This window comes from Streptomyces sp. NPDC056987 (genome assembly GCF_042673865.1).
Classification (GTDB): Bacteria; Actinomycetota; Actinomycetes; order Streptomycetales; family Streptomycetaceae; genus Streptomyces.
This window is the reverse complement of sequence record NZ_JBHURV010000019.1, coordinates 82,375-95,967: the sequence shown is the minus strand read 5'-3', so window position 1 is coordinate 95,967 and position 13,593 is coordinate 82,375. Positions and strand designations below refer to the sequence as shown.

Annotated in this window: 15 protein-coding genes and 1 pseudogene; 4 read left to right on the top strand and 12 right to left on the bottom strand. The window is 69.2% G+C overall.

The features are described 5' to 3' along the window. The first annotated feature begins 62 nt into the window (after nucleotides 1-62). Nucleotides 63-1,316, top strand: a complete 1,254-nt coding sequence (locus tag ACFTZC_RS22240) for an FAD-dependent monooxygenase (RefSeq protein WP_382892414.1) — start codon at nucleotides 63-65, stop codon at nucleotides 1,314-1,316. A 28-nt stretch (nucleotides 1,317-1,344) separates the two neighbouring features. Here the strand turns inward: ACFTZC_RS22240 and ACFTZC_RS22235 are convergent, their stop codons facing one another. After that, nucleotides 1,345-2,352, bottom strand: a complete 1,008-nt coding sequence (locus ACFTZC_RS22235; RefSeq protein WP_382892288.1) for an SDR family oxidoreductase — start codon at nucleotides 2,350-2,352, stop codon at nucleotides 1,345-1,347. 73 nt (nucleotides 2,353-2,425) lie between these two features. On the opposite strand from ACFTZC_RS22235, the gene ACFTZC_RS22230 reads away from it, so the two are divergent. Then, nucleotides 2,426-3,061, top strand: a complete 636-nt coding sequence (locus ACFTZC_RS22230) for a TetR/AcrR family transcriptional regulator (protein WP_382892287.1) — start codon at nucleotides 2,426-2,428, stop codon at nucleotides 3,059-3,061. Nucleotides 3,062-3,377: 316 nt separating this feature from the next. On the opposite strand, the gene ACFTZC_RS22225 is transcribed toward ACFTZC_RS22230, so the two are convergent. From ACFTZC_RS22225 to ACFTZC_RS22215, 3 genes are all read right to left on the bottom strand, one after another. Continuing rightward, the gene (locus tag ACFTZC_RS22225; protein WP_382892285.1) at nucleotides 3,378-3,836 is read right to left on the bottom strand and encodes a hypothetical protein; all 459 of its coding nucleotides are present in this window, start codon (nucleotides 3,834-3,836) and stop codon (nucleotides 3,378-3,380) included. 384 nt (nucleotides 3,837-4,220) lie between these two features. Further along, on the bottom strand, nucleotides 4,221-5,075 hold the full coding sequence (locus tag ACFTZC_RS22220) for a GNAT family N-acetyltransferase (protein WP_382892283.1): 855 nt from the start codon (nucleotides 5,073-5,075) through the stop codon (nucleotides 4,221-4,223). Nucleotides 5,076-5,200: 125 nt separating this feature from the next. After that, nucleotides 5,201-5,719, bottom strand: a complete 519-nt coding sequence (locus ACFTZC_RS22215) for a hypothetical protein (protein WP_382892280.1) — start codon at nucleotides 5,717-5,719, stop codon at nucleotides 5,201-5,203. Here ACFTZC_RS22215 and ACFTZC_RS22210 point away from each other — a divergent pair. Together ACFTZC_RS22210 and ACFTZC_RS22205 are read left to right on the top strand one after the other, a co-directional pair. Further along, nucleotides 5,718-6,347 (top strand): annotated as a pseudogene (locus ACFTZC_RS22210) (DUF5753 domain-containing protein); the annotation flags it as partial. The gene ACFTZC_RS22215 and the pseudogene ACFTZC_RS22210 sit on opposite strands and share 2 nt — an antisense overlap. Nucleotides 6,348-6,426: 79 nt before the next feature. Further along, nucleotides 6,427-6,648: a DUF397 domain-containing protein gene (locus ACFTZC_RS22205; protein ID WP_382892278.1), complete on the top strand. Its 222-nt coding sequence runs from the start codon at nucleotides 6,427-6,429 to the stop codon at nucleotides 6,646-6,648. 284 nt (nucleotides 6,649-6,932) lie between these two features. Here ACFTZC_RS22205 and ACFTZC_RS22200 read toward each other — a convergent pair whose 3' ends face one another. The 8 genes from ACFTZC_RS22200 to tgmA form a co-directional block, all read right to left on the bottom strand. After that, entirely contained in the window at nucleotides 6,933-7,673 is a 741-nt protein-coding gene (locus ACFTZC_RS22200; RefSeq protein WP_382892275.1) for an SDR family NAD(P)-dependent oxidoreductase, read from the bottom strand. A 90-nt stretch (nucleotides 7,674-7,763) separates the two neighbouring features. Next, entirely contained in the window at nucleotides 7,764-8,417 is a 654-nt protein-coding gene (locus tag ACFTZC_RS22195) for a helix-turn-helix domain-containing protein (protein WP_382892273.1), read from the bottom strand. Nucleotides 8,418-8,858: 441 nt separating this feature from the next. Beyond that, complete coding sequence (locus ACFTZC_RS22190) at nucleotides 8,859-9,773, bottom strand: CU044_5270 family protein (RefSeq protein ID WP_382892271.1); 915 nt, start codon at nucleotides 9,771-9,773, stop codon at nucleotides 8,859-8,861. Next, nucleotides 9,770-10,384, bottom strand: coding sequence for an RNA polymerase sigma factor (locus tag ACFTZC_RS22185; protein ID WP_382892412.1), 615 nt, complete (start codon nucleotides 10,382-10,384; stop codon nucleotides 9,770-9,772). Before ACFTZC_RS22185 ends, ACFTZC_RS22190 begins: the two co-directional genes overlap by 4 nt. 391 nt (nucleotides 10,385-10,775) lie before the next feature. Next, nucleotides 10,776-11,096: a DUF6087 family protein gene (locus ACFTZC_RS22180; RefSeq protein ID WP_382892270.1), complete on the bottom strand. Its 321-nt coding sequence runs from the start codon at nucleotides 11,094-11,096 to the stop codon at nucleotides 10,776-10,778. A 67-nt stretch (nucleotides 11,097-11,163) separates the two neighbouring features. After that, the gene (gene tgmC, locus ACFTZC_RS22175) at nucleotides 11,164-12,333 is read right to left on the bottom strand and encodes an ATP-grasp peptide maturase system methyltransferase (RefSeq protein ID WP_382892268.1); all 1,170 of its coding nucleotides are present in this window, start codon (nucleotides 12,331-12,333) and stop codon (nucleotides 11,164-11,166) included. After that, nucleotides 12,333-13,292, bottom strand: coding sequence for an ATP-grasp ribosomal peptide maturase (tgmB, locus tag ACFTZC_RS22170; protein WP_382892266.1), 960 nt, complete (start codon nucleotides 13,290-13,292; stop codon nucleotides 12,333-12,335). The genes tgmC and tgmB overlap by 1 nt, the downstream gene beginning before the upstream one ends. 1 nt (nucleotide 13,293) lies before the next feature. Next, a complete protein-coding gene (gene tgmA, locus ACFTZC_RS22165) occupies nucleotides 13,294-13,548 on the bottom strand; it encodes a putative ATP-grasp-modified RiPP (protein ID WP_382892264.1) in 255 nt (84 codons plus the stop codon). Nucleotides 13,549-13,593 lie beyond the last annotated feature (45 nt).

Here is a 13,593-nt window from a genome sequence, read left to right as displayed (position 1 = left end):
TCGCTGCCAATCGATCACATTGCGTCGCGTCACGTCATCAACACGTCATCAAAGGGGTGTCTGTGAAGGTCGCCTGCGTCGGCGGCGGGCCCGCCGGACTGTACTTCTCGATCCTGATGAAGCGGCAGGATCCGTCCCACGAGATCACCGTCTACGAGCGGAATCCGGCCGGTTCGACCTACGGCTGGGGGGTGACCTACTGGGCCGGTCTCATCGAGAAGCTGCGCGCCCACGACCCCGAGTCCGCCCGTACCATCGGCGAGCGCTCGGTCCGCTGGAGCGACGGGGTCGCGCACGTGGGCGACCTGACCACCGTCCACCACGGCGACGAGGGCTTCGGCATCGGCCGCCGTGAACTGCTCGACATCCTCGCCGACCGGGCCAGGGAGCTCGGCGTACGCGTCGAGTACGAGCACGAGGTCACCGCCGGGCCGGACGAGGGGGAGCTGGCCGGCGCCGACCTCGTCGTGGCCTGCGACGGCGTCAACAGCGCCCTGCGCGAGCGCGCCGCCGACCACTTCGGTACGGAGGTCACGGCGGGCCGCAACAAATACGTCTGGCTCGGCACCACCAAGGTCTTCCACGCCTTCACCTTCGCCTTCCGGGAGACCGAGCACGGCTGGATCTGGTGTTACGGCTACGGGTTCAGCGACCGCCACAGCACCTGCATCGTCGAGTGCTCCGAGAAGACCTGGACGGGCCTCGGCCTCCACGAGACGAACGAGGCCGACAGCCTCGCCCTCCTGGAGAAGCTCTTCGCCGTGCCGCTGGACGGGCACGCGCTCATCGGCCGGGCGAACTCCGACGGCGCCGCCGCCCAGTGGCTCACCTTCCGCACCCTCACCCACCGCACCTGGTCGCACGGCCGCGTCGTCCTGCTCGGCGACGCCGCGCACACCACGCACTACTCCATCGGCGCGGGCACCACCCTCGCGCTGGAGGACGCCATCGCCCTGGCGGGCGCGCTGCGCGAGCACGCCGAGCCGGCCGCCGCCCTCGCCCACTACGAGCGCGAGCGCCGCTCGGCGCTGCTCCCGGTCCAGAGCGCGGCCCGCTACAGCGCGCGCTGGTACGAGAACCTGACGCGCTACATCCATCTCCCGCCCGCGCACATGTTCGCGCTCCTCGGCCAGCGGCACTCCCCGCTGCTCCCGTACGTCCCGCCCGCGCTCTACTACCGGCTCGACCGCGCGGTGAGCCGGTCGGCGGCGCTCCGCGGCCTCAAGCGCCGGGTGGGCCCGAGGCTCGCGCGGACGCTCGCCCGCGCACGCCGGGCTGGGCGGCGGGACGGCCGGCAGGACGGCCCGAAGAGCTAGTGCCGTAACAGGCAGCGTTCGCGTGACGCTAGCGCCGGGGGACCACACCGAGTTCGATCATGCTGGTGGCGGTGTCGAGGACGGAATCGGACGGTGGCCGGGAGGTCCAGCCCAGTTCCCTCTCCGCCTTGGCCGCGCTGCTCCGGTCCTCGCGCCCCCAGAACCCGAGCGCCAGACGGCCGCTCGGGTCGAAGCGGGCCATGACCCACAGCATCCAGTACGGCATCGCGCCCGTCCCGATCCGGTAGCCGCGCGACCGGTAGCGACCGGCAAGCACCGACGCCATCTCGCGAGCCCACATGAACTGTCCGGCGGCGATGTACCGGTTCCCTGCCGCCGAAGGCGTCTCCATGGCGAGCCGGTGCAGGCGGGCCAGGTCGCGGACGTCCACGACGTTCCAGCCGATCTTCGGGACGACCGGCAGCGTGCCCCGCATGATCCGCCGGATCAGCTCCAGCGAGGTGTTGACGTCGGCGTTCAGCATCGGGCCGAGGATGGTGCACGGATTGAGTACGACCAGCTCCAGTCCGGATTCGCGGGCGAAGTCCCAAGCCGCCCTCTCGGCCAGCGTCTTGCTTTTCGCATACGGGCCTGCCTTGCCCGGGTCGCTCCAGTCGGCCTCGGTGAACACCCGGTCGCTGTCATGCCCGTAGTGCACGGCGGCCTCCGAAGAGGTCAGCACCACGCGGCGGACGGTGCCACTGGACTCGGCGGCCCGCAGTACGCGCAGTGTGCCCTCGACAGCGGGGCGGATCACCTCGTCCTCGTCGCGCGGGATATTGCTGGGGAACGGCGACGCCACGTGCCAGACGTAGGCGCACCCGTCGACCGCCTCGGTCCAGCCGGCGTCGCCGGTCAGGTCGGCCTCGGCGAACTCCAGCTCGCCGCCCGTACGTTCGGCCAGCGCGCGCAGGTGGGCGACGTCGGCGGTGCGCAGGTCGCGCACCGTGCCGCGTACGGAATAGCCCTGAGTCAGAAGCTCGGCGATGCAGTGTCCGGCGAGGTATCCGGTGGCCCCGGTGATCAGAACTTTCATGAGTGCCTTCACCAATCTAAACGATGTTCAGAATGTAAGCAGTGTATAGATTGGTGGGCTCTAGACTCAAGGCGTGCCTTCCAGTGAATCCAAGTCCGCCTACCATCACGGCGCTCTGCGCGAGAGGTTGATGACTGCCTGCCTCGCGCTGATCGAGGCCGAGGGCATCGGCGCGGTCAGCCTCCGGCGGGTCGCACGGGAGGCCGGGGTGAGCCCGGGGGCGCCGTACCACCACTTCCCCGACCGCGCCACGCTGCTCCACACCATCACCGCCCAGGGCTTCGAACTCCTGGTCACCGAGCTACGGGCGGCCCACGACGGAGCCGGTACGCCGGTCGAGGCGCTGGGAGCGATGATCGAGGCGTACGTGCACTTCGCCCGCGAGCACACCGGGTACGCCCGGCTGATGTACCGGCCGGAGCTGTCCCGGACGACCAAGGACCCGGCGGCCGAGGCCTTCGCGCAGGAGGGATTGCGGCTGGCCACCGACACCGTGCTGGCCGCCCAGCGCGAGGGCACCGCCCCGCCGGGCGACCCGGCTCCGCTGGTCACCATGGTCTGGTCACTGGGCGCCGGTCTGGCCATGCTGGCCATCGACGGCCCGATGGACGACATGTCAGCCGCGCGCGGCTCCAGCACCGCCGAGCTGACGGCCCAGGTCGCGGCACTCTTCCGGCAGATGCTGCAAGACGCCCCGAAAGGTGTCTGAACGCGGTTCCAGGCGGCGTCGGCCCTGTCTGCGGCGGCGCGTAGGTGCCGGTCGTCGGCGTGGCGGTTCCGCCGGATGAAGCAGCGGCGGATCGGGCTGCCCTGCTCCTTGTGGCCGGCGTGGTCCGTGCCGTCAAGGCCTTGTTCTCGTATAGCTACGGCGACCGGACATGGAACGCTGCGTAACGGTCGGAGGCGGTGTTGACGGGCCTTCAGCACCCAGATGCTCTGGGCTTTCACGAGTGCGGACCAGTGGTCGAAAATACGGGCACCCCCGTCCTCCCACTCCGTCAGGCGGGGGCGTCGTCGTACCTAGCTCACGTCTGGCACTGCTTCGTCGCGGCTCCGCTCCAGTTGCTCCACGCCCCGCCGGCCGGCCTCACATGGACCCGAATTTCGGCGGTTACGTTGACGGGGCCGCAGGCGCGGTCGGTGTTGCCGAGCTCGATCGGACCGATCGTGGACCTGCGCTGGACGGTCGTGCGGCCGTTGCCGAGCTTGACCCAGTGGCCGCCTTCGCGGATCCGGAAAAATGCTTCGTAGTCGACGTAGGAGGCGTGGCCGCGGGAGTTGGTGATGACGGCGTGGGCGGTGATGTTCCGCATGAAGACCTTGCCGTCCTTCCACCGTTCGGCGGAGATACAGCCCTGTGCGCCGATGTTCTGGGTCGAGACGGCACCTCCGCAGGCAATGGCGGTGGCGTGGGCGTCTGCCGGCAGTGCCATCGCGGTCAGCAGGGCTGCTCCCGCTGTGGCGGCGAGTTGTTTCAGTTTCATGGGTTCCTCCCGGTCGGGATGTGCCGAAGGCCAGTCACTCGTTCAACTCAACGAGCCGCCCCGGCACAGGGAAACGACCTCCACAACGGTCACACAGCGCTACATGTCCGTTCGCCGTGGCCATACGAGAACAGGGCCCTGACCGGGGGGCGCCCCCAGTTCGAGGCAGCCCTCGCCGCCGCCCGCGCCATCAAGGCCCACGCCCCGCACTGCCGGGTCATCCTCACCGTGTACGAGATGAAGCGCCTCGGGCGCGACGCCGCCGAACTCACCGCGCTCGCCGACCATCTCACCGCCCACGGCCTGATCCTGGAGATGCTCGCCGGACCCCTGCCCGGGATCTACGTCCCCAGCAGGCCCGGAGTCAGCCCGGGCGGGCTCGGTTCAGCCCAGTTCGATGCTGGTGACGGCGTACATTCCCGCCAGGTCCACGTCGGGGGCGGGGCCCGTGTACATGCGGGCGGCCTCGAACGACGGAGTCAGCCCGAACCGCTCCATCAGCCGTACGGAGTGCTGGTTGACGTCGGGGACGTCGATCGCCAGCGGGGTCCCCGGGGCGGTCGCGGCCAGCGCGTCCAGCAGGGTCGCCGCGATCTCGGGCGAGGAGGCGTAGAGCGGCCCGACACGGCAGGCGCCGCGGGCCGCGCGGCGGACGGCGAAGCCGTGGAGTTCGCCGTCGCGGACCGCCGCCAGCGCGGTGCGGTCGGGCAGGCTCACCCACGCGGCGAGGAAGGTGTCCCGGGGCGCGGGGAAGAACCGCCGGTCGTACGCGGCGAGTTGGGCAAGGGGGACCGTACGGGCGTGCAGCAGCCTGACGCCGTCCCCGGGCCGGGCGTCCGCGTCGCCCACCGGGACGCCTTCGTAGCGGATGTTGTTCCAGGCGCGGCGGAAGCCGGATCTGCGGTAGTTCTCCTGCTGGCCGATCACCCCGTCGAGGCCGATGGTGCGGCCGGCGAGGCGTTCGATGCCCGCGCGCCAGACCTGGATCCCGTAGCCCTGGCCGCGCACCGGCGGGGTGGCGATGTAGAAGCCGACGAAGCCGAAGTCCGTTCCGTACCGCACGGCGGAGATGGAGGCCACGGCCCGGCCGTCGAGCCGGCCGAAGAGGAAGCCGCCGGGATCGGCCGGGAAGAAGGCGTGCCCGTCGGAGCGGCCCGGGTTCCATCCCTCGTCGTGCGCCCACTCACCGAGCTGGGTGATGTCGTCGACGCTCGCGCCCGTGACCTCGAACTCCGCCATGCTTCCGCCTTCCGTACCGCCCCCGTGCCGTCCCTGGGTTTCCGTGCGGGGCACAGGATTTCACGCGGGCGGAGAGGCCCGGGACCACCGCGCCGGGGAGGCTCCGGCGGGCGGCCCGTGCGGTGTCACCGGGCAGCATGCCGTTTCCGGTCCCGTCGCCGGAACGGGAACGAGCCCGGGAGCCGGAGGTGGAGGCGGAACCGGTTGAACCACCGGGGCTTTCGGTGTCTCCGGTGGCCGGGGCGTGGCGCGTGGCGCGGTAGTACGTACGCGGGTACGGGCGCGGGCAGTGCTCTGAGGGTGTACCGGCCGCTGAAGTCGTCGGCGTCGAGAGTCAACTCCGTTCCCGCGAGGAGTCGTTCCTGTGCGGCTTTCTGTGCCTGGGGGTCATGGCACCAGGACCGGAGTGCGGTGGGTGCGTCCGGAACGGGCGCCTGTACGGGGACGAGCGTGCCCGGCGGAGCCCACCCGGCACCGGGGTCGGGGGCGAGGCCGTCGGCGATGCGCCGGGCCTGGTGGCGGAGGAAAGAAAGGGCGAACTCCGGTGATGCCGCCTGCCGGGCGGCGAGGACGAGCCGTACCCACGTGCCGTTGACGGGCCCCTCGCAGAGCACGGTCACGTGGTAGAGCCGGGCGGCGTTCATGTCCGCCGCCCGGCGGGGGGCCGCTGCTGCCGGTGGAGTCGTCGGGCAACTCCCGTCAGCCCAGTTCGCGGAGCAGTGCGACAAGGTGCTCGGCACGCCCGGCACGTACACCCGGATGCGGCAGCGAGCAGCCGACGCGGGCAACCCCCTCTGGTTCATCCCCTACCTCCAGTTGGAGCGCGAGGTGGCAAGCATCTGCGACTACGCCGCCACCCGCGTCACGGGCATACTGCAAACCCCGGAGTACGCCGAAGCGGTCTTCCGGTCCGCCCGTCCGCAGGACTCGGCAGTCCAGATCAAGAAGCTGGTGGAAGACCGGATGCGGAGGCGGGAGGTGTTCGAAGGACCGAACCCGCCATCGCTCTGGGTGATCCTGCACGAGGCGGTTCTCTGGTCCGGCGTGGGCGGCGCAAGTGTCATGCAGGGGCAGCTTCAGCACCTGGTAGATGCGTCCGAGTCTCCGCACATCACTGTCCAGGTTTTTCCCTTCAGCGCGGGCACCGCGTCGCGAGCACTACCGTTTAAGGTGCTCACACGGCAGGACGGAACCGAAGCCCTGTACGAGGAGACTTATGTGCGAGGGCAGGTGGAAGACTCCGCAGAAGCGGTAGCCGAAGCACGAGCGGCCTATGAGCGGTTGCGCGCGGATGCGCTGTCACGCGATGACTCCCTCTCTCTCATCCGGCACGTTATGGAGGCGTACACCCATGACCCCCACCCCCGACCTCTCCCGCACGGAGTGGGTCAAGAGCAGCTACAGCGAAGGGAACGGAGGCGACTGCGTCGAATGGGCCCCCGCATGCGCGGCTTCCGGCGTCGTCCCCGTCCGTGACTCCAAGGACCCGAACGGACCCGTCCTGGGCTTCCCCGTCAGTTCGTTCACTTCCTTCGTGACGGGCGTCAAGACCGGCGAGTTCCGCACCGCCTGATCCCGCAGCACAGCGCGTACCGATTCACCGGGCCCCGTCACCCTCTTCCGGTGTGACGGGGCCTGGTTCAGCGAACGCTACGAGCGCGTATGTGGCCGGTCGAGCCTGACCCCGAAGAAACCCGCTGCCGTCTTCCCCTGCAGGGCGGCCGTCTCGTTCGGGTAGTCATCGCGTACCTCGGTGACCATGCGAACCGCACGACGGTGGAGCTCACTGAGGGCCGTCGCATCGAACGCACCGGACTATCCGTCAGTTAGATTCGTGGGTTCGGGGCATGCGCAGGTTCAGAGGCTCTGGCCGCCGGACGCGTCAATGATGGAGCCGGTCGCCCACTGGAAGGCATCGGAGAGGATGGCGGGGACCATCGCGGTGATGTCGTCGGTCCTGGCGATCCGGCCCTGGGCGATCGTGTTAGCGGCGAGCTTCTGCACGTCGGGCGAGCGCATGATGCCTCCGCCGAAGTCGGTGGCGACCGCGCCGCCCATGAGGGTGTTGACCCGGATGGACCGCTCGGCGAGTTCGACGGCCTGGTAGCGGGTCAGGACCTCGATCGCGCCCTTGGTGGCGGCATAGGCGGACATCCCGGGTACGACGCCCCGGGTCAGAGCTGTCGACACGTTGAGCACACGGCCACCCTCGTTGATCAAGGGCAGCAGCGCCTGGGTGAGAAAGAACGGTGCCTTGAGATTGATCTGTACCAGCTCGTCGAACTGGTCGGGCGTGGTCGCCTCGTACGGCGCGTACGTGCCGATGCCGGCATTGTTGACCAGGTAGTCGAAGGTCTCCACGCCGAACCGCTCCCGCAGCGTGCTCCGCACGGTGGTGGCGAACTCCGGGAACGTGTCGGTCTGAGTGACGTCGAGCCGGCAGAAAACGAGGTCTGGAGCAGTGGCTTCGGTGGCCGCACGCTCGCTGGTGAGATAGGTGCCCAGCACTGCGACACCCGAACGCGTCAGGTGCTGCGCCATGCCTTGGCCCAGCCCGCGCCCAGCGCCCGTGACCAGGGCAACCTTCCGGTCCGCCATGAGGGTCCTTCCGTCGGTGGGATCGACCCCACGATGAAGGAAGCGCTCTGCTTGGGCCATGAGTTGTCCGCTGAACGGACAACCGCCGGATCACAGCGTCGAAAGCCCGCGTTCCAGTGCGACGGCGGCCCGGTGGACGGGCGCCGCGAACCGGTCCGCGGGCCGCTGCGCCGCGGTGGCGATCTGCAACGACGCCCGCCGCCCATCGGGCAGATCGACCGGCACGGCGTAGCAGGTCAGCCCCACGAACACATCCTGGTCGTCGACCGCGGCACCGAACGGCCGACGTCGCGCCGCCGGCATCGCACCGGGGGCGAGGACCATCGCGGCGGCCGTCGCCGCCGGCATCTGCGCACCGCTACGAGCGTCGATCGGCAACGCGTCCTGGCCCGGGACCATCTCCAGGGCCACGAAAGAGCCCTCCGACGGTACGACCAGGGACACCGCGGCGCCTGTTTGTTCCCGCAGGTGTTGGATGACTTTCGAGGCGGTCTCACGTAGACCGGCCAGTGGCTCCACCCGCCGTGCCAGGCCCAGCAACGACGCGGACAGAGCCCAATGGCCGTCAGTCCGCTCCACCGCGCCGGACTCGCGCAGTTGACCGAGCAGCCGGTGCACCGTCGGGCGAGGCAGCCCCGTCAACTGCGCGAGACGCGCCACCTGATGCTCCCGGCCGGCCTCGGGAAGAGCCCGCAACACCCGGAAGGCACCGTCGACTACACCGCGCGGCTCCCTCTCAGCCATCAGGCCCCCTGCTTCCACCACAACCACCACGGACGAGGACGAGGATATGCGCTCACGCGTCGTACGGACGGACAGCAGGACCCAGCATGGCAGCGACGAGACAGCGGTCATCGGCGGCATGGACACCCACGCCTTCTGCACACTGCAACGGCTTGCACACGACCCAAAAGACATGGCGCAGGTCCTCTACCAGGTCGTCCGGGAACTGCAGCCACTCCTCGCCACCTGGGCCGGCACCTGCCCCACCTGCCACCGCGACATTCCCACACCACCAAGAGATGGATCGCGACGGTGTGTGATCGTTCAGATGGTGCGTCCTGCGCACGGTGCCCGGCCGGGGCCTCACGGTGCCTTTCATCAAGTCGGTTTCACCGGGCTTCATGCTCCTGGTGCTGTGAGGGCTTCGTTACCCAAGCTGGCCCGGTCGAGGGTTTCCCGCTCCTAGGGGCGCTGTCCCGGCTTGTCGACGACAGCTCGCTTGATGATCGCGCTGGACCCGGTGAGCTCGCCCTTCTTCTGTCCGTCCGGGAGGTCTTCGACGGCGATGCTGCGCTCTCCCAGGAATTGCTTCGTCTCCTTGTCGAAGATCAGCTCCTGGCGCTCTCCATCGTTGACGCGCGCGACGGCCACACCGTGTCGCCCCGCCGCGTCGACCGCGTCCGGAATGAGGACAACCCCGGGAATCTTGGCTGCCGCCCGGTAGAGAGCCGCGCTCTGGGCGGGCGGCATCAGCACCTCGAACGACAGATCACCGACCTTCACGAAGGTGTTCTGGTCCTCGCTCTCGCCTCCCTCGCTGACCCGGTGGAGCCACGTCAGCATCTCGTCGGGGTCGGTCGGCAGGGTCTGCAGGTTCCGGTAGTTGGCGGCGGCTTCATGGAGCGGGAGACTGGGCGGCAGGGCGTTCTCGCCCCTGCCGTTGCCCTCGCGAACCAACCCCGTGTGCAGGCCGTCCACCGAAAGCCACACCTCCCGCTTGTGGTGGGGATCCAGCTTTGCAGTCCTGCCCTCCCCGTGTGCCGTGTAGCCCACCCTGCTCTCGACGTACACGAACTGGTCGTCGCGGATGTCGCCGGGCACCTTCTCGCGCTCGGCCGCCAACGCAATGTTCTCCAGCAACGCCACGGCTTCCTTGGCCGGAGGTTGAGCGTTCGCGCCCCCGCCGGACGGTGGGAGGACCACGAAGGTGACGGTGGCCGCGGCGGCGATGGCCGCCGCTACGAACGCGGGCCGCATCCGCTTCTTGCGTACAGACGCCCGCGCGGGCGTCTCGGTCTGCCGGATCTCGGTCATCAGATGCTCCTTGAGGAGTTCGTGACGGCCCGGCGGAAGGCACTTCTCGGGAAGCTCAGTCATCGGTTCCCCTCCTTGATGGGCCTGACCGCCGTAGTGCGGCCATCTCTCATCTGTCCGCGCCCGGAAGGCGGTTCCATATGTTCTGCGAGTTTTGTTCTTGCGCGGGAAAGCCGCGATCGCACAGTTCCGACAGGCACCCCGAGCGCCTCGGCCGCCGCCGCGTAGTCGAGCCCCGCCCAGACGCAGAGGGCCAGTACTTCCCGATCGGCCCTGCGAAGCCGGGAAAGCGCCGTCCGTACGAGAGCCAGCTGCGCCGAGTCATCGAGGCGCCCGGCTATCTCATCGGCGAAGTCGCGCTCGACCTCGTCACGGGGCAGTCGCGCGACGGCGGCCGCGTGTCTTCGCGCTGCCCGGCGCGTGTTGCGCGTGACGTTGGTGGCGATCCCGAGAAGCCAGGGCCGCAGCGAACCGCCTTCCTCATTGACTCTCCCGCGCAGGCGCCAGGCGTCCAGGAAGGTCAGCGACACGACATCCTGGGCCTGCGCCCAGTTTCCCGTAAGCCGGAAAGCGTGGTTGTAGACGGAACGTGCGTACGCGTCGAAGAGCTCGCCGAAAGCGCCGTGGTCCCCCGTGCTGATGCGTTTCCGCAGACTCGTATCCACACCTTCCATCTGTCCGCACGACGAAGGGCGGTTCCAGTGACTCACGTCACAGAGGCGGGTGTGCGGCGAGTGCTGTGCTGGTGATTGTCGTAGGTGAAGTCGGTGATCGACTGCGGCGGCGCTTCTTCCCTCGCCGTACGATGGGCGGGCGGCTCGGCTGGTCAGCGCCCTTGCTCCCCATCCGGCCGCTCGTAGAACTTGCCCTGGAGGCGTGACGCTTCTGAGAACGCTTCCCCCGGACAGCATCAGGCAGCAGGCTCACTCTCACGGCCTTCGTCGTGGTCACGTGCACTTTGGTCGGAGCACGTGATCAGACGAAGGCCGCCCTCACGTCCGGCGAACCTCCAGGTGGGCGACCCAGTTCGAGACGCCATTCGAGGCCGGAAGAAAAAGAACAAGCTCAGCGCCGCTCGGGTCCGGATGGTTGAGGCTTCCGGTGCCGGCCGGTGCCTGGGCCGAGGGGCTTGGGGGCCGGGCCCGGCTCCTGCGCCGGAGTCTCGATCTTCGAGTCGGGGTACTGGATGCGCTTCGCCTCCGCGAGGTTGGCCGCGAAGCCGTGCGCTTCCCACGCGTGCCCGTTCCACCGCTGGATCAGGCGAGGTGCCTCGGGGTTCACGTGCCCGGCCTGCGGGCCGTCGCCGGGGCCCAGCGGGACGGCGCGGAGCCGTCCGATCCTGGCGTCACGGCGGTCCGCCCACTCGGACAGCGGTTCGTCGTCCATTCGGCTTCCCTATGACTCGACGGCTGCTCATCCGCGAGGATAGCGCCTCGACGAAGGCCCCCTCGGCTCAGTCGAGGCGGTGCTCCCAGTTCAGGTCAGGCGCCCCTTCGACCCAATAGTGGTGGGACGCCTGAGTGATGCGGAGGTGAACGGAGTCGATCTCGGGGTTCCCCGAGGCCTCCCAGGCGACGAGCGTCTCCTCGATCCGGTCCCACAGAGGCACGGGGCCGCCCTGCCGAACCGTCCACCTGCCGTCATGGGCGATGAACTCGGCGAAGGACTCCCGGTCGGGGTCGAAGAGGTAGAGCAGGGGCGTTCCGTCGCTCCGGGCGGCACGGACGAGATGTGCGCCGGGCGCGGCGAGCTGGGCGAGAAAGGCCGGCATCCAATCGTTCAGGAGGGTCGGCGGAGCCTTCGTCTCCCTCTCACTGTCCGCGTAGGCGGTGCGGGCCGACAGGTCACCGGCTACCGGCACGACAGCCTGGGAGCGCGCCTGCATGAACGAGGAACGGCCGACGATCCGCCCCTGCGCGTTACCCTCGTCGTCCACGGTGACTTTCGCCAGACCGGTCCCGTACGGCCAGGAGCCCACGGTGCTCAGGATGACGCCGCCGGGCTTGGTCTGGCGGACCCAGGTGTGCGGGATGCGCCGGACGGCACAGGTGGCGATCACCCGGTCGTACGGAGCGCGCCCCGGGTGTCCCAGGAGGCCGTCGCCGGTGGTGGTCCACGCCGAGAATCCGAGTGTTTCCAGCGCCGCGTCCGCGCGCTCGGCCACCTGCGGGTCAACCTCGACCGTGGCCACGTTGTCCGCGCCGAGGTAGTGACACATCAGGGCGGAGGAGTATCCGGTGCCGGTGCCGATCTCCAGCACCCGGTGGCCGGACTCCAGGCCGAGGCTCTCGATCATGCTGATCACGGTGGCCGGCGTGGTGGAAGAGGACGTGGGCACCCCAGCAGCCAACTCGCCCGCCTGGTCGGCGGTCAGGTGTCCGTCGAGCTGGGTCGTAAGGGTGTCGTAGCGGTACGCGATCCCGAGCCACTCGGCGGTGTCGGTGCCGATCGCTGTGACGGGCCTCCAGGCGCCCCCCTCGTCGAGGAACACCCCAGGGTGAAGGAACAACTCGCGCGGTACGGCTTCGACAGCCGCACGCAGCCAGGGCGATGCGAGGACGCCGTTCCGGACCAGCAGGTCGGCGAGGCGGCGGCGCTCAGGGCCGGAGTTGGAGTCGGTCATCAGGTTTCTCCTTGTGCGAGCAGGTCGGCGAATGCGGCGGACATCGGGAGGCCGGTCTCCGTCTCCAGCCAGCCCCACTGGCCGTTTGGGTTCAACTCCAGCCACCAATAGTCGCCCTCCGGGTCCACCGCGAGATCGAAGCTTCCCGATACCAGACCGAGGAACTCCAGGTAGAGGTGCAACGCCTTGTTCACCCGATCGGGGAGGTGCTCGACGCTGTAGGTAAGCGCGCTGTAGTCCTTGCGCCAGTCCAGCAGATCGGACTCGATCCGTACGGCGAACGTGTGCCGGCCGACGACCAGCACGCGGATGTCGGCGACTTTGTTCACGCGAGCCTGGAACAGGTGCGGAGTGACGCGCACGCTCTCGTCGATCTCCTCGGCGGACACGGGGTCGGCCCAGCCGGTGACCGGCACTCCGTCTCGTGTGTACGGAGTCCAACGCAGCGTCTTGAAGAGCACGTCCCCCCGGACGCCGGTGATGAACTCGCGGGCTTCGTCGGGGTCGTTGGTGACCAGGGTCGCGGGGACACCAAGCCCGAGCCGCTGGGCGAGGGCGAGTTGCGCGGGCTTGTAGTCGGCGGCGGCAATCCGCTGGGGATGGTTCACCCACAACGGACAATCCATCGCATAGAGGAGACCGCCGAGCCCGAAACGGACCTGCGCAGCCGCGAACCGGGCGTCATCCGGTTTGAGGTGCGAGAAGGCCGGCCACTCGGGTCGGCGCCAGTACACGGCTCGGACGCGGGTCAGGTCGGCGGTCCTCGACGGGGTGCGCACCCGCCCAGCCATGGAGGCCGGGCGGGTGCTGAACCGAGCCGAGACCGTCAGACCGGCGCCGATGTCCGCAGGGTTGAACCGGACCACGGGCACGTTTCGCCGGTTGAGCTCGGTGATCACCATGTCGGCGGTCGGATCATCCGCCTCGGTGGCCACCAGGACCGGCATCTCCTCGGCCACGTCAGTCCTGCACCGAGTCCTGGTCGTGCCCCTGGTCGTTCTTCGAGTCCGAGTTCGTGGTGGTCGCGGTCTCCGTGCCCTTGCTGGTGCCGTGCTTGCCCATCTCGACCACCAGGCCCGCGCGGTCCTTGAAGACGCCGAGCTGGGTGGTCGGATCGACGGAGACCGAGGCGTGTGGGCGCTGGATGGTGGTCGGGTACGGCGCGAGGCGGCTGGCGCCCCACGGCACGGTGGGCTGTTCGACAGCGGTCGTCACTTGATCTCCTCGTACGGAGTGGATGTCGGAGTGGAGCGAACGAAG